At 75.8% G+C, this 18,168-nt stretch carries 16 protein-coding genes; 5 read left to right on the top strand and 11 right to left on the bottom strand.

The features are described from left to right. Positions 1-70: 70 nt before the first annotated feature. Genes CRP39_RS09970 through CRP39_RS09950 form a run of 5 tightly spaced genes read right to left on the bottom strand, consistent with a single transcriptional unit; the run spans position 71 to position 5,029 of the window. Positions 71-1,030: a glycosyltransferase family 2 protein gene (locus CRP39_RS09970; RefSeq protein ID WP_097206200.1), complete on the bottom strand. Its 960-nt coding sequence runs from the start codon at positions 1,028-1,030 to the stop codon at positions 71-73. Then, the gene (locus CRP39_RS09965; RefSeq protein WP_245853736.1) at positions 1,027-1,899 is read right to left on the bottom strand and encodes a glycosyltransferase family 2 protein; all 873 of its coding nucleotides are present in this window, start codon (positions 1,897-1,899) and stop codon (positions 1,027-1,029) included. The genes CRP39_RS09970 and CRP39_RS09965 overlap by 4 nt, the downstream gene beginning before the upstream one ends. Continuing rightward, positions 1,896-2,960, bottom strand: a complete 1,065-nt coding sequence (locus CRP39_RS09960) for a prenyltransferase (protein WP_245853734.1) — start codon at positions 2,958-2,960, stop codon at positions 1,896-1,898. Before CRP39_RS09960 ends, CRP39_RS09965 begins: the two co-directional genes overlap by 4 nt. A 22-nt stretch (positions 2,961-2,982) precedes the next feature. After that, entirely contained in the window at positions 2,983-3,759 is a 777-nt protein-coding gene (locus CRP39_RS09955; protein ID WP_097206197.1) for a class I SAM-dependent methyltransferase, read from the bottom strand. A gap of 19 nt (positions 3,760-3,778) precedes the next feature. Beyond that, a complete protein-coding gene (locus CRP39_RS09950) occupies positions 3,779-5,029 on the bottom strand; it encodes a glycosyltransferase family 4 protein (RefSeq protein WP_097206196.1) in 1,251 nt (416 codons plus the stop codon). Between the two features lie 87 nt (positions 5,030-5,116). Here CRP39_RS09950 and CRP39_RS09945 point away from each other — a divergent pair, with 87 nt between their 5' ends. The 3 genes from CRP39_RS09945 to CRP39_RS09935 all read left to right on the top strand — a co-directional run bounded on the left by CRP39_RS09945 (position 5,117) and on the right by CRP39_RS09935 (position 7,428). Next, on the top strand, positions 5,117-5,410 hold the full coding sequence (locus CRP39_RS09945) for a Dabb family protein (RefSeq protein ID WP_097206321.1): 294 nt from the start codon (positions 5,117-5,119) through the stop codon (positions 5,408-5,410). A gap of 42 nt (positions 5,411-5,452) precedes the next feature. Then, positions 5,453-6,253 (top strand): hypothetical protein, encoded by an 801-nt coding sequence (locus CRP39_RS09940; protein WP_143426601.1) that lies wholly within the window; start codon positions 5,453-5,455, stop codon positions 6,251-6,253. A 95-nt stretch (positions 6,254-6,348) separates the two neighbouring features. Beyond that, entirely contained in the window at positions 6,349-7,428 is a 1,080-nt protein-coding gene (locus CRP39_RS09935; RefSeq protein WP_097206194.1) for a DUF4192 domain-containing protein, read from the top strand. A gap of 6 nt (positions 7,429-7,434) precedes the next feature. On the opposite strand, the gene CRP39_RS09930 is transcribed toward CRP39_RS09935, so the two are convergent. Both CRP39_RS09930 and CRP39_RS09925 read right to left on the bottom strand, forming a co-directional pair. Then, on the bottom strand, positions 7,435-9,597 hold the full coding sequence (locus CRP39_RS09930) for a S9 family peptidase (RefSeq protein WP_245853733.1): 2,163 nt from the start codon (positions 9,595-9,597) through the stop codon (positions 7,435-7,437). A 91-nt stretch (positions 9,598-9,688) separates the two neighbouring features. Then, the gene (locus CRP39_RS09925) at positions 9,689-10,396 is read right to left on the bottom strand and encodes an iron-dependent transcriptional repressor DtxR (protein ID WP_097206193.1); all 708 of its coding nucleotides are present in this window, start codon (positions 10,394-10,396) and stop codon (positions 9,689-9,691) included. Positions 10,397-10,564: 168 nt separating this feature from the next. Here CRP39_RS09925 and CRP39_RS09920 point away from each other — a divergent pair, with 168 nt between their 5' ends. Next, positions 10,565-11,746 (top strand): acetoin utilization protein AcuC, encoded by a 1,182-nt coding sequence (locus CRP39_RS09920; protein ID WP_097206192.1) that lies wholly within the window; start codon positions 10,565-10,567, stop codon positions 11,744-11,746. After that, positions 11,739-14,516: a bifunctional acetate--CoA ligase family protein/GNAT family N-acetyltransferase gene (locus tag CRP39_RS09915; protein ID WP_245853731.1), complete on the top strand. Its 2,778-nt coding sequence runs from the start codon at positions 11,739-11,741 to the stop codon at positions 14,514-14,516. Before CRP39_RS09920 ends, CRP39_RS09915 begins: the two co-directional genes overlap by 8 nt. Before the next feature lie 19 nt (positions 14,517-14,535). On the opposite strand, the gene CRP39_RS09910 is transcribed toward CRP39_RS09915, so the two are convergent. From CRP39_RS09910 to dtd, 4 genes are all read right to left on the bottom strand, one after another. Beyond that, a complete protein-coding gene (locus CRP39_RS09910; protein WP_097206191.1) occupies positions 14,536-15,351 on the bottom strand; it encodes a DUF899 family protein in 816 nt (271 codons plus the stop codon). Positions 15,352-15,475: 124 nt separating this feature from the next. Beyond that, positions 15,476-16,294, bottom strand: coding sequence for a methyltransferase domain-containing protein (locus CRP39_RS09905; RefSeq protein WP_097206318.1), 819 nt, complete (start codon positions 16,292-16,294; stop codon positions 15,476-15,478). 158 nt (positions 16,295-16,452) lie between these two features. Beyond that, positions 16,453-17,445 carry an RNA polymerase sigma factor SigB gene (gene sigB / locus CRP39_RS09900; protein WP_097206190.1) on the bottom strand — a complete coding sequence of 331 codons (993 nt, stop codon included), beginning with the start codon at positions 17,443-17,445 and terminating at the stop codon, positions 16,453-16,455. A 255-nt stretch (positions 17,446-17,700) separates the two neighbouring features. After that, a complete protein-coding gene (gene dtd, locus CRP39_RS09895) occupies positions 17,701-18,132 on the bottom strand; it encodes a D-aminoacyl-tRNA deacylase (protein ID WP_097206189.1) in 432 nt (143 codons plus the stop codon). Between the last annotated feature and the right edge of the window lie 36 nt (positions 18,133-18,168).

Genomic DNA, 18,168 nt, shown 5'->3' with positions numbered 1-18,168 from the left:
CTCACCGGGCGCGACCGGTGGCTTCCTGGCGGACGCGACGGGCACGCTCTCCTACGTCACGGGGTGACCGTCAGCTGACGTATCGGCGGGCGGTGGAGGTCCGCTGGGCGTGCTCCAGTGCGGCGAAGCGGGCCTCGGCGTGCGGCGGCAGCACCCGCCGTTCGCGCAGCACCCAGGGCAGGCCGCGCAGCGCGTCCAGCACGCCGAGCAGGCTCAGCCGGTCGCGGGGGACGGTGCGCAGCAGGTGCCCGGTGCGGCGCAGCGCCGGGCGCAGCGGGCGCCGCAGCCACGTCGTCCACAGGGTGTTGCGGATGCCGTCGCGGCGGCGCTTGTGCGGGTCGCGGGCGGTGCTCGCCTGGTGGTGCACGGTGAGCTCGGGCAGGTAGCACAGTTCCCAGCCACGGGCGGCGAGGTCGCCGGCCATGAGCTCCTCCTCGCCCCCCAGCCACAACCGCTCGCAGAAGCCGCCGACGTCGTCGAACGCCGCCCGTCGCAGCACCGAGGCGCCCGCGAGGAAGGACCCCAGCGCCGGTCCGGGCAGCCAGTCGGCGCCGCGGACCGGTGAGTCGCGCAGCTCCGGGACGATGGGGTCCTCGCGGCCGCCGGGCTCCACCAGGATCCGCGCGGTGACGACGGCCAGGCGCGGGTGGGTGTCGAAGGCGTCGGCGGCGGTGCGCAGCGACCCCGGGTCCCACCAGGTGTCGTCGTCGCAGAAGGCCACGTAGGGGGCCGACACCCGGGCCACGCCCACGTTGCGGCCGACGGCGCCCAGGTTCGCCGGGCTGGCGATGAGCTCGACCTCCGGGAACCGCTCCGCGATCGCCGCCGCCGTCCCGTCGGTCGACCCGTTGTCGACCACCACGACGTGCGGTTGCTCGGGCAGCGCGCGCAGCCGGGACAGCGCCACCAGCACCTCGTCCCGGCGCTGGTGCGTGATGACGACGACGGCCACCCGCGCGTCGGGTCGGCCCTCCTGCAGGCGCCCGCCGCGAGCCTGCGAGTGGTGGGTGGCAGGAGGGTGCTGCCTCATGCCGCGTCCCCAGCGAGCCGCCGGACGTCGGCCCACACCTCGTCGGGCACCCGGCGGCGGGCGCGCAGCGCCGCCGGCACGTCCGGGACGGCCCGCAGCAACCCCCGCAGCCCCGGGCGCCCGGCGCGGACCGCGGACTCCACCAGCCCGGGCAGGGCAGGCAGCGGGTGGCGCATGAGGGCGGTGAGCACCCGGCTGCGCCAGATCGCGGCCTGCCGGCGGGCCGGGGCGTCCCGCCGCGGTGACGGGTGGTGGTGGATGGTCACCGTGTCGACATAGGCCAGCCCCCAGCCGGCGGCCGCGAGGTCGAGCGCCACCCGCTCCTCCTCGCCGGGGAAGCGGACCACGGCGTCGAACCCGCCGACGGCAGCGAACGCCTCGGTGCGCACCAGCGCCGCGCAGGCGACGAAGCCCAGCAGCGACGGGCCGGGCAGGTCCGGAGCGGTGCCCAGCGGGCTGTCGGCCATCTCGGCGCAGACCGGGTCCAGCCGCTCCTCGGGGCCGACGAGGATGCGGGCGTTGAGCAGCGCCAGCCGCGGGTGCGCGCGCATGACCTCCACCGCGCGCGCCAGGTCGCCGGGGGCCCACCACGAGTCGTCGTCGGCGAACGCGACGAACGGCGTCCCCGCCTGCTCGGCGCCGAGCGTCCGGGCCCGGGCACCGAGGTTGTGCTCCAGGGGCAGCACGGTCACCTCGGGGTGCACCGCCCGGACGGCGTCCACGGTGCCGTCGGTGGAGCCGTTGTCGACCAGCACCACCGGGGCCTCGTGCCGGGCCAGTGAGGCGAGCAGCTCGTCCCGCCGGTTGCGGCTGGCCACCACGACGGTGACCGGGGGTGCGGTGCGGGCGGAGGGCTGGGGCGAGGTCACGACGGGACCGTGCCCGCGCCCCCCGCGAGCCAATCCACCGCGCTGTGTGACCTCTCCGTGCCAGCGGCCGGCAGCGCCCCCGGCGAGGTGAACAGCCCGCAGGCCGGGGTGGCCCCGGCCAGCGCATCCGCGGCGAGGACGACGGCCGCCGCCGTCCAGGTGGTCCGCTCGACCGGCCAGCGGGCGTCGTCGGGGTAGACGAACCCCGTCCAGTAGGAGCCGTCGTCGGCGCGCAGGTGCTGCATGGCGGCCACCTGCTCCACGGCGGCGTCCCGCTGCCCGACGGCGGCCAACGCCAGCGCCAGCTCGCAGGTCTCCGCGCCGGTCACCCACGGGCGGTCGGCCACGCACCGCGCGCCGAGGCCGGGGACGACGAAGCGGTCCCAGTCGGCGGCCAGCCGCTCGGTCGCCGCGGGGCCGGTCAGCGCACCGCCGAGGACGGGGTAGTACCAGTCCATCGAGTAGCGGGAGCGGTCGGCGAACGCCTCCGGGCGGGTGCGCAGCGCCGTGCCCAGGTCGTCGGCGGCCAGCTCCCAGTCCGGCTGGGGCTCCCCGGCGAGGGCGGCCAGCGCCACGCCGCAGCGCAGCGCCTGGAACAGGCTGGCGTTGCCGGTGAGCAGCGCGGTGTCGTCGGGCGTGCCGTCCGGCCGCAGCGCCCAGCCGACCGCGCCACCGGGCAGCTGCATGCGGGTGACCAGGTCGAGCCCGCGGCGGACCACCGGCCACAACCCGGTGACCAGCTCCTCGTCGCCGGTGCACAGCCAGCTGTGCCACAGCCCCACGGCGAGGTAGCCGGCGTGGTTGCTCTCCACCTCCGGGGCGGTCTCCACGCCGGCGCGGTACTCCGCGGCCCACGACCCGTCCGGCCGCTGCCGCCCGGCCAGCCAGCGATAGGCGGCCGCGGCCCGCTCGTGCTCGCCACCGACGTCGAGAGCCATCGCGGCCTCCACCGAGTCCCACGGGTCCAGCTGCCCGCCGCGGAACCACGGCAGCGCGCCGTCGGCGTCCTGTTCCGCGGCGATCGCCGCGACCGTCGCGGCCACCTGCCCCCCGCTCAGCACGCCGGGGAGCTCGGGCAGCAGCTCAGACAGCGGACCGCTCCCGGTGCCGGCCGTCGAGCGACCACGAGCGGGCCGCCGGCCGCCCGGGGACGGCGGGCTTGTCGGCGTAGACCACGAGACTCTTGCCGAGCACCGGGTCGAGCAGCCGCTCGGCGGTCCGGGTCAGCCAGGGCCGCTGCACGAGGTCCCACACGAGCAGCCGGTGGTAGGCCCGGACGGCGGCGCTGTCACGGTCCACCCCGACGGCGCACTTGAGCCACCAGAACGGCGCGTGCAGCGCGTGCGCGTGGTGCTGCCCGCCCGGGACCAGCCCCGCGGCGGCGAGGCGGGTGCGCAGCTCGTCGGCGCGGTAGATGCGGATGTGCCCGCCCTCGTTCGCGTGGTAGGCGTCCGACAGCGCCCAGCACACCCGCTCCGGGAAGTACCGGGGGACGGTCACCGCGACCCGCCCGCCGGGCTTGAGCACGCGGGCGATCTCGGCCAGGGCGGCGGCGTCGTCGGGGATGTGCTCGAGCACCTCGGAGGCGATCACCCGGTCGACGCTGGCGTCGGGCACCGGCAGGGCGCGGAGGTCGCCGCGGACCACCTCGTAGCGGGCGCCGTCCGGCGCCTCGCCGGCCTCCGCGATGGCGCCCAGCCAGCGCTTCGTCGTCTCGACCTCCGGGACACCCCAGTCGACGGCGACCACGCGGCCGCCGCGCCGGTAGGCCTCGAAGGCGTGCCGGCCCTCGCCGCAGCCGAGGTCGAGCACGGTCATCCCCGGCCGCAGGTCCAGCCGGTCGTAGTCGACGGTCAGCACGCCCGCACCCCGTCCGTCGTCACGAGCGCCCCTTCCGGTCCAGGACGTCGGCGTACCACTCCGCCGTCCGCTCGGCGGTGGCCCGCCACGTGTAGGAGGCCAGCGCGCGGCGCCGCCCGGCCCGGCCCAGCTGCTCGCCGAGGGACGGCGAGTCGAGGACCAGCTGCAGCGCCGCGGTCAGCTCGCCGACGTCGCCGGCCGGCACCCGCAGTCCCGCCTTGCTGCCGACGACCTCCGGCAGCGCCCCGGCGTCGGTGGTGACCAGCGGCGTGCCGCAGGCCATGGCCTCGATCGCGGGGAGGGAGAAGCCCTCGTAGAGCGACGGGATGGCGACGACGGCGGCCTCCTGCAGCAGGGCCACCAGGTCCGCCTCGGGCAGCGGGCCGGTGAACCGCACCGCGTCGCGCAGGCCCAGCCGGTCCAGCGCCGCCTGGGCCGGCCCGCCGGGCCGCGCGGTGCCGACGACGGTCAGCCGCACCGGGCGCTCGGTGCGCAGCTTCGCCACCGCCTCCAGCAGGTGCACCAGGCCCTTGAGCGGGACGTCGGCGCTGGTGGTGACCACGATCGACTGCCGGTCGCGCGGCCGGCCGGGCGGGGGTGGGGTGAAGACGTCGGGGTCGATGCCCACGGGGATGACGTCGACGCCCGCCGCGGGCACGCCGAGGTGGGTCTCGATGTCACGGCGGGAGCTCTCCGACACCGTGGTGATGCCGTTCAGCCGGGGCGCCACCCGCGCCTGCATGCCGGTGAAGGCGTACCAGCGGCGCAGCGTCAGGCGTCGCCGCAGGGAGGGGGCGGCGGCGAGCTCCAGCCGGCGGTCGATGGCGACCGGGTGGTGCACGGTCGCCACGGTGGGCACGCCGGCGCGGACCAGCCGCAGCAACCCGAGGCCCAGGCTCTGGTTGTCGTGGACGACGTCGAAGTCGGCGGCCCGGGGGAGCAGCTCGCGCGCCGCGCGCAGGCTGAAGGTGAGCGGTTCGGGGAACCCGGCGGTGCACATCAGCGCCCACTCGGTGAGGTCCACCCAGTCGCGGAACTCCGACGGCCGCGGGGTGCGGAACGGGTCGGGCTCGCGGTAGAGGTCCAGGCTCGGCAGCCGCTCCAGCGGCACACCGTCGTCCAGCTCGGGGTACGGCTGCCCGCTGAACACCGTCACCGTGTGGCCGAGGGCGGTGAGCTCGCGGGACAGGGCCCGGACGTACACGCCCTGACCGCCGCTGTGCGGCTTGCTCCGGTAGGACAGCAGTGCAACGCGCAACGACCGTCCCATGGTCGGCGACTCTAACTTCCGCCGGGAACGCGCCGGTCCCGGTTCCCCGGCTGCGCCGGGCCAGCCACTCCTGACAGGGTGGTGGGCATGCTGCGCCACGTCGTGCTCTTCACCTGGTCCGACGACGCCGACCCGGAGCGCCGGTCCACCACCCTGGCCGCGCTCCGGCGGTTGCCCGAGGAGGTGGGTGGGATGACCTCCTTCGCCGTCGGCCCCGACGCCGGTCTCCGCGAGGGCAACGCGCACACCGCCCTGGTCGCCGACTTCCCCGACGTCGAGGCGTGGCGGCGCTACGCCGAGCACCCCGTGCACCTGCAGGTCATCGCCGAGCACGTCACCCCCTACCTGGCCCAGCGGATCGCGGCCCAGTACGAGGTCTGAGGGCCGGTGCGTCGGCCGCCGCGGGCGGCTACCGTCGGCGGCATGAGAGAGCCCGCTGCTGTCCTCCGCCACGCGCGAGCCCGCGGCGGGGCGCTGCGGGTGGGCCGCCGCTCCCGCCGGGGCGCCGTCCTCGCGGCCGGGCTCCTCGCCGGGGGCGTCCTGGCCGGGTGCGGGCAGGGCGGCGGCATCCAGGAGGCCGCCGCCCCCGACCCGGCCGTCGACCCGGCCGCGGCGACGTCGGCTCCGGCGGTCGACCTCGCCGAGGGGCTGCTGCCGGCCTCGGCGTTCGCCCCCGGCGCTACGGTGCTGCCCTTGACCGAGGAACTGCTGCGCTCCTCCGGTCTGCCGGCCGGCGGCGTCCCCCCGGGCACCGAGCTCGACCTGGGTGACTGCGCGGCGCTCCTGACGCAGCTGCAGGCCGCGGCCGCCGCGGGCGTCGACGCCGCCGCCGGCCAGGCGGTGCTGGAGGGCGCGCAGGCGACCGTGCAGGGGCTCGTCGCCGGGTCCGCCGCCGGGGACGCCGTGGCCACGGTGACCGGTGCGCTGGAGGGCTGCCGGACCGCGTCGGCGAGCGTGCCCGAGCACGGGGCGGCCACCGTCACCGTCGGCGAGGTGCGCCGGCCCGACCTCGGGGACGCCGCCGTCGAGGTCGCAGCGACCGTCGACGCCACCGCTCCCGACGGCCGGCAGGTGACCGCGCCCGTGCTCGTCGCGTTCGTGCAGGACGGCGACCGGGTGATGTCCCTGGCCACGACCGTGCTGGAGGGTGGAGCGCTCGACGAGCAGGCGTTCGCCGGCCGGCTGGCGGAGGCCTACCGCGTGCAGGACGAGGCACTGGGCTGAGACAGGGCGGCCGGCGCCCTCCACAGACCCGGCCGCCGTCCACAGTCCTCCGTGCGCGGCCCCGTCGGGTGCCGCCGGCCACGAGGGTCGGCGGCATGGACGACACCCCGCGCCCCGAGGTCCGCATCTCCCAGCTCGGTGAGGTGGCCGCGGCGCTGCCTGCCCTCATCGGCTTCCACCCGCACGAGTCCGTGCTGCTGGTCGCCCTCGGGGGCGAGAGCGGCCGCCGGGTCGGCCTCACCGTGCGCGCCGACCTCCCGGTCCGGGGGACGTCGGCGCCGGCCACCCGGCTGCTCGCCCGGAGCGTCGCCACGGACGACCCCGCGGCGGTGGTCGTCGCGGTCGTGTCCGAGGCGCCCGACGACCTGCTGCCCCTGCCCGGCCAGCCGCCCGGGGCGACGGTGGCCGGGCTGCCGCACCGCGACGTCGTGCACGACGCGGTGGTCGCGCTCGCCGATCTCGGCATCCCGGTCGCCGACGCGATCCTGGTCCGCCGGGGCCGGTGGTGGTCCTACGACTGCCCGGAACCCTGCTGCGCCCCCGCGGCCGGGACGCTGCTGCCCGGCGGGGTGCCCGAGCTGACGGTCGCCTCCGTGGCCTCCGGTGTGGTCGTGGAGCGCCACCGGGCGGCGCTCGAGGAGCGGATCGCCCGCATCCCGGGGCCGGCTGCGGCGGAGATGGAGGCCCTGACCTGGCGGCACGTCGACCGCCGCGCGCGGGCGGCACAGGCCGACCGGGACGCCGAGGCCCGCCGCTCCTGGGACACCGTCGTCCGGGTCCTGGGCCGCTGCGGGCCCGGCGGCGCCCGGCTGTCGGACCGGGACGTCGCGCGGGTCGTGTGGGCGCTGGCCGACGTCCGGGTGCGCGACCGCGCCCTCACCTTCGCCCTGGGGGACGACGCCGCCGCGGCCGAGACGCTGTGGACCGAGTGCACCCGGCGGGCGCCGGCGCCGCTCGACGCCGCGCCGGCCACCCTCCTCGCGGTGAGCGCGTGGCTGCGGGGGGACGGCGCGATGGCCAACGTCGCGCTGGAGCGGGCGCTGGAGAGCCGGCCGACCTACACCTTCGCCCAGTTGCTGGCCCAGGGGCTGGCCGCCTGCCTGCCGCCCCGCGAGCTGCGGGCGATGATCACCGCGACGGCGCAGGACCCCGACGAGGTGTGGGCAGCGGGGTGAGTGCTCTCAGAGCAGCTCGGGCCGCTCCCACTCCTGGCCGAGCACGTGCTCGGCGAGGAACGCCAGCACCGTCTCGTACCAGACGCGCGAGTTGCCCGGGGTCAGCACCCAGTGGTTCTCGTCGGGTAAGTACAGGAACCGCGACGGCACCCCGCGCTTCTGCAGGTCGTACCAGAGCCGCAGGGCCTCGCCGATCGGCACCCGGTAGTCGTGGTCGCCGTGGATGACCAGCATCGGCGTCCGGATGGCGTCGGCGAACCGGTGCGGCGAGTTCTGCTCGTAGCGCTTGGGCTGCTGCAGCGGGTCGCCCCACTCCTTCTCCCAGAAGTACGCCGCGTCGGTGGTGCCGACGAAGGAGTCGATGTGCCACAGGCTCGCGTGGGTGACGATCGCCCGGAACCGGTCGGTCTGGGTCGCGATCCAGTTGGCCATGTAGCCGCCGAAGGACCCACCCATCGCCGCGGTGCGCGTGGCGTCGACCTCCGGCCGCTGCTCGGCGGCGTCGACGGCGGCCATGAGGTCGGTGTAGGGCGCCTCGCCCCAGGCACCCCAGCCACGTCGCACGAACTCCTGGCCGAAGCCCTGCGACAGTGCCGGGTTGGGCAGCAGCACGGCGTAGCCGCGGGCGGCCATGACCCAGGGGCACCAGCGCCAGGACCACGAGTTCCAGCTCATCAGCGGACCGCCGTGGACCCACAGCAGCAGGGGAGCCGGACTCTCGGCCGAGGCCCCCTCGGGCAGCACCAGCCAGGACTGCACCCGGGTGCCGTCGGCCGCGGTCGCGCTCAGCTCGTGCAGGGTGCCGGGGAGGGCGTCGAGGATGCCGGGGTTGGGCAGCGGCTCGGGGTGCTGGCCGGCGGTCTCCGGGTCCAGCCGCACGGGCGCTGGCGGCTCGTCGTAGGCCGACCGGAGCGCGTACAGGGCGCTGCCGTCGCGGGCCACCTGCAGGTCGCTGTAGGCGCCGTCCGTGGTGAGGCGCACCGGCGTCCCACCGGCCACCGGCACCCGGAAGACGGCGTGCCGGCCGTCATCGTCGGCGAGGAAGTACACCGCCGAGCCGTCGGCGGAGAACTGTGGGGCGCTGGGCCAGCGGTCGAAGCCCGCGGTGAGGTCGCGGGCCTCCCCGGTGGCGACGTCGACGTGCAGCAGCGTGTAGTCCGGCGGCTCCGCGTGGGTCGGGTGCCGCTCCCGCACGCACACCACCGCGGTCCCGTCGGGGGAGAAGCGGGCCGGGTGGACGTCGGCCAGCGGGTCGTCGACCAGCACGCGGGCCTCCCCGGTGGCGGTCTCGAGCACGACCAGACGGTCGCGGCGGCCGGCCGGTCCGTCGGGCACCGGCTCGACGCGGACCACCAGCCGGCCGTCGGGGGACAGCGCCGGGGAGTCCCCGGCCTCGTCCGGCGGGACGACGTCCGGCGTCAGGTCGCGCAGGACGGGGGGCTCGGCGGGCGCGCCGGCGGGTGGGTCCGCGGGCAGCCGGCCGGCCCAGAACAGGTGCGGCGCCGCGGGCCCGAGGTCGGAGTCCCAGTGCCGGACCGGATAGGCCTCGTGCAGGATCGCGCTGACCCCGGCCTCCTTGCGCTGCGCGCGGCGGGCGGTCTCGGCCTCGGCGTCCGCGGCACCGGGCATGGCTGCGGCGACGACCACGACCTCGCCGGTGTCGGCCGCCACCGCGAAGCCCCCGATCCCGGCCGGGTGGACCACCACCGGCCGGGCCTCGCCGCCGTCGGGGGGCAGGGCCCACAGCGCGGGCTTCGGGTCCTCACCGTTGCGCTTGGCGCCGGGATCGGGCCGGGCGGAGGTGAACAGCAGCGACCCGTCCGGCGCGAACGCCGGCGCGGACTCGCCCGGCGCGCTGCGGGTGAGCCGGCGGGCCGGGCGCCGGCCCTCCGGGTCGACCTCCCACAGGGCCGACTGCCACTTCGTGCCCTCGGGATCCAGCGTCTGCACCGAGATCGCCAGCCGCCGGCCGTCGGGCGAGAGCGCGAGGCCGGCCACGCGGGGGAGGGCGACGAAGGCGGCCAGATCAGCGAACGGCGAGGTGGGCGGGGTGACGGCCCCCGGGGCGGCGTGCGCGGGGGCCCCCGGGGCGGCGTGCGCGGGGGCGCCCGCGGCGGCGTCGTCCGGGGTGGGGGAGGACGGGTGGAACGGGGCCGGAGGCTGGCTCACGCGGGCTCTCTCTGGTGGTCCGGTCGGGCGGTCGGGCCCACCGTAGTGAGCCCGACCGCCCCGCCGTCCCCGCGTCGCGGGCCGGGCCGGCTCAGAGCCGGGATACGGCCTCGACGGGCGCGAGCTCCTCGTCCAGCGCGCTGACGAACACGTGCTGGGCCACGCCGGCGGGCAGCAACTCTCCGTCCACGCTGACCGTGCCGGCGACCAGCTGGGCCACCACGGTCGCGCCGGGGCGCAGACCCTGGTCGGCGAGCGCGCGCATGAGGTCGGAGTCCTCCTGCAGCTGCTCGCTGATCCGCTTGATCTCCACGCGGCGCCCGTCGGGGGTGGCCGTGGTGGACAGCAGGGTCAGCGAGTCCAGCACGGCCGAGGTCTCGCCACCGAGCGCGTCCAGCCCCGGGATCGGGTTCCCGAACGGCGAGACGGTCGGGTTGCCGAGCAGGCTGAGCAGCTTGCGCTCCACGGCCTCGCTCATGACGTGCTCCCAGCGGCACGCCTCCTCGTGGACGTCGGCGTAGTCCAGGCCGATGACGTCGACGAGCAGGCACTCGGCCAGCCGGTGCTTGCGCATGACCGCGGTGGCCAGCTGCCGCCCCTGGTCGGACAGCTGCAGGTGCCGGTCGCCCTCGACGGTCAGCAGGCCGTCGCGCTCCATCCGGGCGACCGTCTGGCTGACGGTCGGGCCGCTCTGGTGCAGCCGCTCGGCGATGCGCGCGCGGAGGGGGACGATCCCCTCCTCCTCCAGCTCGAAGATCGTCCGGAGGTACATCTCGGTGGTGTCGATGAGGTCGTTCACAGCTCTCCTCCGTGTCTCCCCTGATGGTACGGGGGAGCGCTCGTGGACCGGGTCACGCGGCGGCACGCTCAGAGGTCGGGAACGGTGCGCCGGCGGTAGCGTCGCACCCGAAGCGGTCCGGGGGTCGCCGGCGGCCCCGCCCGTCCCGCGCGTCAGCGAGGAGAGCTGGTGAGTGACTCGATCGCGGTCGTCTGGGACGACGCGCTGCTCGGCTACACGATGGGCGGGGACCACCCCCTCCACCCGGTCCGGCTGGACCTCACGATGCGACTGGCCGACTCACTCGGCGTCCTGGCCTCCGACCGGCTGCGGGTGCTGAAGCCGACCCCGGCCGACGTGGACCTGCTCACGCTCGTGCACGACCCGGCCTACCTGGACGCGGTGCGGCGCGCCCCGGCCGAGCCCGACATCGGCTTCGGCCTCGGGACGGCGGACAACCCCATCTTCGAGCGCATGTACGACGCCGCCGCGCTGATCACCGGCGGGAGTGTGCTCGCCGCCCAGCAGGTGCACGCGGGCACCGCCCAGCACGCGGTGAACATCTCCGGGGGCCTGCACCACGCCATGCGCGAACGCGCGTCCGGGTTCTGCGTCTTCAACGACGCCGCGGTCGCCATCGCCTGGCTGCTCGCGCAGGGCCACCAGCGGATCGCCTACGTCGACATCGACGTCCACCACGGGGACGGCGTCCAGGCCGCCTTCTACGACGACCCGCGGGTGCTCACCGTCAGCGTCCACCAGACGCCGCTGACCCTGTTCCCCGGCACCGGCTACCCGGAGGAGACCGGCGACCCGGAGAAGGCACTCGGCAGCGCGGTCAACCTGCCCCTGCCCAACGGCACCGACGACTCCGGCTGGCTGCGGGCCTTCCACGCCGTGGTGCCCAGCGTGCTGAAGGCGTTCCAGCCGGAGATCATCGTGACCCAGTGCGGGTGCGACGCCCACCACGAGGACCCTCTCGCCGACCTCTCCCTCACCGTCGACGGCCAGCGGGCCAGCTACCGCGTCCTGCACGAGCTGGCCCACGAGATCTGCGACGGCCGCTGGCTGGCCCTGGGCGGGGGCGGGTACGGCCTGGTCCGGTGCGTGCCCCGCGCCTGGACCCACCTGATCGCGGAGGCCAGCGGCGACCGGCTGGACCCGGCCACGGAGATCCCCGAGTCGTGGCGGGAGGACGTCGTCCGGCGTGGCCTGCGCGCGCGGCCGCCGACGCACATGACCGAGGGCGGCTACACCGGCTTCTCGCGCTGGGACCCGTTCACCGAGTCCCGGGTCGACCGCGCCATCTCCCGCACCCGGCGGGCGGCCTTCCCGTACTTCGGCCTCGACCCGGACGACCCCCGTGACTGAGAAAGGACCCCGTCCTCCTCACCACTCGCAGGCTCGTGGCGAGCCTCTGGACGGGGCCGCGGGCGCTGCTGGGGGGCCGTCCGGCCCCGACGAGCCCGCCGCGCCGCAGTCCCCCGCCCACTGGGAGGCCGACATCATCGCCGCCGACGGCGGCACGCTGCACCTGCGCCCGATCCGTCCCGACGACGCCGAGGCGCTGGTCGGGCTCATGGACCGCAGCTCCGACCAGACCCGCTACTACCGCTTCTTCGGCCCGATGAAGCGGCTGTCCGACCGCGACCTGCACCGGTTCACCCACGTCGACCACGACTCCCGGGTGGCCTTCGTGCTGGTCCTCGGCGACCAGGTCATCGGCGTCGGCCGCTACGACCGGTACCCGGACACCAGTGACGCCGAGGTGGCCTTCCTCATCGAGGACGCCCACCAGGGCCGCGGCCTGGGCTCGGTGCTGCTGGAGCACCTGGCCGCCGCGGCACGGGAGCGGGGCATCGAGCGGTTCGTCGCCGAGGTGCTGGCGCAGAACAACCGGATGGTCCGGGTCTTCCTCGACGCCGGGTACACGCCGAAGCGCACGTACGAGGAGGGCGTGGTCCACCTGACCTTCCCGATCGCGCCCACCGAGACCGCGCTCGCGGTGCTCTACGAGCGCGAGCAGCGCAGCGAGTCCCGCTCGATCGCCCGGCTTCTGACGCCGTCGTCGGTCGCCGTGGTGGGGGCGAGCAACGACGCGGACAAGATCGGCCACGCCGTCCTGCTGCACCTGCTGGACTACGGCTTCCGTGGTCCGGTGTACCCGGTCAACCCCGGCGCCCGGCATGTCCGGGGCGTCCCGGCGTACGCGTCGATCGAGGCCATCCCCGACGACGTCGACCTCGCCGTCCTGGCGGTGCCCGCCGACGAGGTGGCCGACGTGGTGGAGGCCTGCCGGCGCAAGCGGGTCCGCGGGCTGGTGGTCATCTCCGGCGGGTTCGGCGAGTCCGGCCCGGAGGGGCGGGTCGCCGAGCGGGCCCTGGTGGCCAGCGCCCGGGCGTCGGGGATGCGGGTGGTCGGGCCCAACTGCCTGGGCATCGTGAACACCGACACCTCGGTGCGGCTCAACGCCAGCCTGGCGCCGCGGATCCCGGGGCGCGGCCGGGTGGGCTTCTTCGCGCAGTCCGGTGCGCTCGGGTCGGCCCTGATGGAGCAGGCGCGCACCCGCAACATCGGCCTGTCCAGCTTCGTCTCCGCCGGCAACCGCGCCGACGTCAGCGGCAACGACCTGCTGCAGTACTGGGCCACCGACCCCGGGACCGAGGTCGTGATGCTGCACCTGGAGAGCTTCGGGAACCCCCGCAAGTTCGCCCGGCTGGCCCGCCGGGTGGGGCGTGACAAGCCGGTGGTGGCGGTCAAGAGCGGCCGGCACGTCCGCATGACCGAGGGCCTGGCCGGGACGTCGGTGGCGGTGCCGGAGGAGTCGGTGGCGGCGCTGTTCGCCTCCGCCGGCGTCATCCGCGTGGACACCCTGGCGCAGCTGTTCGACGTCGGCACGCTGCTGGCCCACCAGCCCCTGCCGGAGGGCGACCGGGTCGCCGTGGTCGGCAACTCCACCGCGATGGGCGTGCTGGTCGCCGACGCGGTCCTGGAGGAGGGGCTGCAGCTGGCCCGGGAGGCGCCCGCCGACATCGGGGCCGGTGGCACGGCGGAGGAGTTCCGCGCCGCCCTGCAGGACGCCGTCGGCGACCCCGGGGTCGATGCCGTGATCGCGGTGTTCCTGCCTCCGCTGAGCCGCAGGTCGGATGAGTTCGGTCGGGCGCTGCGGGAGGTGGCCCGGGACGCCGGCAAGCCGGTCGTCGCGACCTTCCTCTCCACCGAGGGCATCCCGCCGGAGCTGGCCGTCCCCGGCGAGGAGGGGATGCCCGACCGTGGCTCGGTGCCCTCGTACTCCACGCCGGAGCGCGCCGTCATCGCCCTGGCGAAGGTGGCGCAGTACGCCCGCTGGCGGCGCCGTCCGGTGGGGGAGGTGCCCGAGCTGGCCGGCGTCGACGAGCGGGCGGCGCGCGACGTCGTCCTGTCCGTGCTGGACGGACAGCCCGGCGGGCGGTCGCTCACAGACGAGGAGACGATCGCCCTGCTGGCCGCCTACGGCGTGCCGCTGCTGGGCACCCGCACGGTGACCGACGCCGAGGCCGCCGTGGCCGCGGCCGACGCCGTCGGCTACCCGGTGGTGCTCAAGTCGACGGCGCCGTGGCTGCGGCACCGCTCCGACCTCGGCGGGGTGCGGCTGGACCTGGCCGACGCCGACGCCGTCCGGACCGCCTTCGCCGCCATCCCCTCCGGCGACCCGGTGATCGTGCAGGAGATGGCCGCCCCCGGCGTGGCCACCGTCGTGGAGGTCGTCGACGACCCGTCCTTCGGGGCGCTGGTGAGCTTCGGCCTCGGCGGCGTGGCCACCGACCTGCTCGGTGACCGCGCCTACCGGACCCTCCCGCTCACCGACCTGGACGCCGCCGAGCTGGTCCGTGCGCCGCGGGCGTGGCCGCTGCTCGACGGCTACCGCGGGTCCGAGCCGGTCGACGTCGCGGCGCTGGAGGACCTCCTGCTGCGGGTGGCGCGGCTGGCCGACGACCTGCCCGAGGTGCTGCAGCTGCGGCTGGAACCGGTGATCGTCGGCCCGCCGAACCCCTGGCACGGAGGGCGCTCGCTGGTGGTCGCGGGGGCCGCGGTGCGTGTCGGCCCGCCGACGGCACGGGTGGAGCCCGGCCCCCGGCGGATGCGGGTCCCCGGCGTCTGAGCGAGCGCCTGGGACGGCGTCAGTGGTGGGGACCGTGCCGGCCGAGGGACTCCGCGGGGGTCGCGCCGGGGCGGGTCCACTGCGGCGTGGGGCGGCTGGTCGGGCCCCAGGTGGCGGTCCCGCCGGCGTCCGTGCGCCAGTACCAGGAGATCGGCGCGCCGTGCCCACCGACCGGCGAGCCGGCGTCCGGGGCCGCGGGCCAGCCCTCGGGATCGTCCTGCCACGCCTCGCGGCGGCCGTAGGGCGTCATGTCGAGCAGGCCGAGGGAACCGTCGGCCGGCTCGTTGCCCCGTCCCGTCGTCGAGTAGGTGAGGAACGCGCGGTCGCCGTCGCGCAGGTAGCAGACGATGTGCCCCTCCTCTGTGGCGATCGGCGCCTCCACGCCCCGCACCGAGTACCAGGGCTGGGCATACCCCATGAACTCGACGTAGGAGGCCACCTCGTCCCACGGGCCCGAGGTCAGGACGGCGAACGAGACGCCCCGGGCGTCGAGGTAGACGGTGTCCCGCATGTGCCAGAGGTTGAAGGTGCAGCCCTCGCACTGCCCTTGGTGCGGGGCGCCGTCGTACCACATGGAGTGGTAGACCACGAGCTCGTCGCGACCCTCGAACAGGTCCAGGAACGGGACCGGGCCGTCGGGGCCGACGACCCGGACCGTCCCGTCGACCTCCACCATCGGCAGCCGGCGGCGGGCCGCGGCGATGGCGTCCCCCTCTCGGGTGTGGGCCTTCTCGCGGACCAGTAGCTCGTTCCGGGCGGCCTGCCAGGTGGCCAGGTCCACGACGGGCGGGCGGCCGGGCAGCGCGGTGGCCGGGGCACTCGGCGTGGTCGTCATGGCGTCCTCCGTGGGATGTCGTGCGGGCAGCGGCGTGCGACGTCCGGAGACACCAGGGCAGACCCGCGAGCCGGCCGGAACTCATCGCGTCAGGGGGCCTCGGCCGAGCCGGCTGGGGGCCCGTTCAGCTCCCCGGCGTCCGCGCGGCCACCAGGTGCCCCCGGAAGGGGGCGGGCAGCGTGCCGTCCGGTGTGGCGAAGGGGGCCAGCACGTCGCGGGCGCCGGCACGGATCCGCTCGTAGACCTCCGGGGTGATCCGCTGCGCCAGCGGCGAGCCCTCGACCTCGGTGACCGCGAGCGCCTCGGCCGAGTCGAAGGCGGCCGTGCCGAGGTGCGTGCGCGTCCCGACCCGGGTCAGCCCGGCGGCGGTGACGGCCGCGCGGAGCTCGTCGACGTCGCCGCAGGCCCAGTACGCGCCCAGCAGCGAGCGGGCCTCGGGTCCGGCGTGCTGCACGGCCATCTCGACGAAGGGCCCGTAGGCGGGCTGGTCGTCCAGCGCGGCCGGCACGCACAGCGCGACCACCCCGCCGGGGCGGATCACCCGGGCCATCTCGCGCAACGCGGCCGTGCGGTCGGGGAAGAACATCAGCGCCATCGAGCACAGCACCGCGTCAAAGGTCCGCTCGGGGAACGGCAGGGCGGCGACGTCCCCCTGGCGCCACTCGAGGTCCGGCCGGACCCGGCGGGCCACGCCGAGCATGGCCTCGTTGAGGTCCACCCCGACCACCCGGCCCGTACCGCCGAGCCGGTCGGCGACGGTGCGGGCGACGATGCCGGTCCCGCAGGCGACGTCGAGGACGGCCTGCCCGGGGCGGACGCCGGCGGCGTCGGCGAGCAGCGGCGCCCACTCGGCGAAGATCGCCGGCACGAAGCGCGCCTCGTAGAGCTCGGCCGCCTCGGCACTGATCTGGAAGGTCTCGGTCGCGGATCGCGGTGTCGTCATGACGCGCTCCCGGGTGCGGTGCGCCCTGAGGATCCACCCGCCGGCCGCTCCCGTCACCAGGTCACCGCGCGGCAGAGACGCCGAGAGCCGGCCACCCTGGGGTGGCCGGCTCTCGGTGGTGACCACGGCCCTCCGGCCGCGGTGGGGTCCGGAGGACCTCAGGCCAGATAGTCGCGCAGAGCGTCGGCGCGCTCGGGGTCGCGGAGCTTGGCCATCGTCTCGCGCTCGATCTGGCGGACCCGCTCGCGGGAGAGGCCGAACTGCTTGCCGATCTGCTCCAGGGTCCGCGGCTGGCCGCCGTCCAGGCCGAAGCGGAGGACGACGACGTCGCGCTCCCGCTCCTCCAGCGTGGACAGCACGGTGCGGACGTCGCCCTTCATCATCTGGAAGGCGACGGCGTCCTCGGCGACCGCGGCGTCGGCGTCCTCGATGAAGTCGCCCAGGCGGGACTCCTCGTCGGCGCCGACGGTCTGGTCGAGGCTGACCAGGTCGCGGGAGTACTCGAGCAGCTCGGTGATCCGCTCGGGGGTCATGTCGAGCTCGAGGCCGAGCTCCTCCGGGGTGGGCTCGCGCTCGAGCTCCTGGTGGATCCGGCGCCGGGTGCGGACCACCTTGTTGACCTGCTCGGCCAGGTGCACGGGCAGCCGGATGGTGCGGCCGGAGTCGGCCATCGCACGGGTGATCGCCTGGCGGATCCACCACGTCGCGTAGGTCGAGAACTTGAAGCCCTTGGTGTAGTCGAACTTCTCCACCGCGCGGATCAGGCCGACGTTCCCCTCCTGGATGAGGTCCAGGAACGTCATGCCGTGGCCGGTGTAGCGCTTGGCGACGGAGACGACCAGCCGCAGGTTCGCCTCGAGCAGGTGCCGCTTGGCGGCCTTGCCGTCGATGGCCAGCGCCTTGTAGTCCCGCTGGTAGCTGGGGGAGAGGCCCTGCTTCTCGGCGAGCAGTCGCTCGGCGTACAGGCCGGCCTCGATCCGCTTGGCGAGCTCGACCTCCTGCTCGGCGGTGAGCAGCGCGGTCTTGCCGATGGTGTTCAGGTACACGCGCACGAGGTCGGTGGAGACCAGCCCGGTGGTGTCGGGCTCGCGCCGCGTCGAGCGCGAGCGCACCTCGAGGGTGTCGGTGGGGGAAGACTGCAGCAGCGTCACGATCTGTCTTCGTCCTTGCCTTCGGTTCGGATGCGCACCGCTGGTCGTCGGTGGCGGTGGCGCGCATCCGGGCGTCGTGGGTGGGGGCTCGCGCGGCCGGCTCCGTCAGCCGACCTCAGCCCTCGCTCAGGGATCCGTTGTGGTACGCCCTGCACAACGGCCGCAACCGGGTTGTGTGTTCCACGAATGCCGGGTTCCCAGCAAACGCACAGGGCGTGTGTTGTGTCACCCTGCGATACCCCGGGAGCCCGGGGCTCAGACCTCCAGCAGCAAGGTCATCGGTCCCTCGTTGACCGACGAGACGAGCATCCGGGCACCGAAGACGCCGGTGGCCACCTCGCCGCCCCGCCGGCGCAGCTCGGCCACCACCTCGTCCACCAGGGGTTCGGCCAGCTCGCCGGGGGCGGCGTCCTGCCAGGAGGGGCGGCGGCCCTTGCGGGTGTCGGCGTAGAGGGTGAACTGGCTGACCACCAGCACCGGGAGGTCGAGGTCGGACGCCGACCGGGCGCCGTCGTCGGTGGGGAACACCCGCAGCTCGTGGATCTTGCGGGCCAGTGCGCGGGCGCGGGCGGCGTCGTCGTCGCGGCCCGCGCCGACCAGTGCGAGCAGTCCTCGGCCGATCTCGCCGACGACGTCGCCGTCCACCGTGACCGCCGCCGTCGCGACCCTGCTCACCACCGCCCGCACGCCGACGATCCTGCCCGCGCCTCGTGGGACGGGATC

The sequence above is a fragment of the Geodermatophilus sabuli genome (assembly GCF_900215145.1).
In the GTDB taxonomy this organism is placed as follows: Bacteria; Actinomycetota; Actinomycetes; order Mycobacteriales; family Geodermatophilaceae; genus Geodermatophilus; species Geodermatophilus sabuli.
Note: the sequence above shows the minus strand (reverse complement) of the source record. Positions and strands in the feature narration are given on the sequence as shown.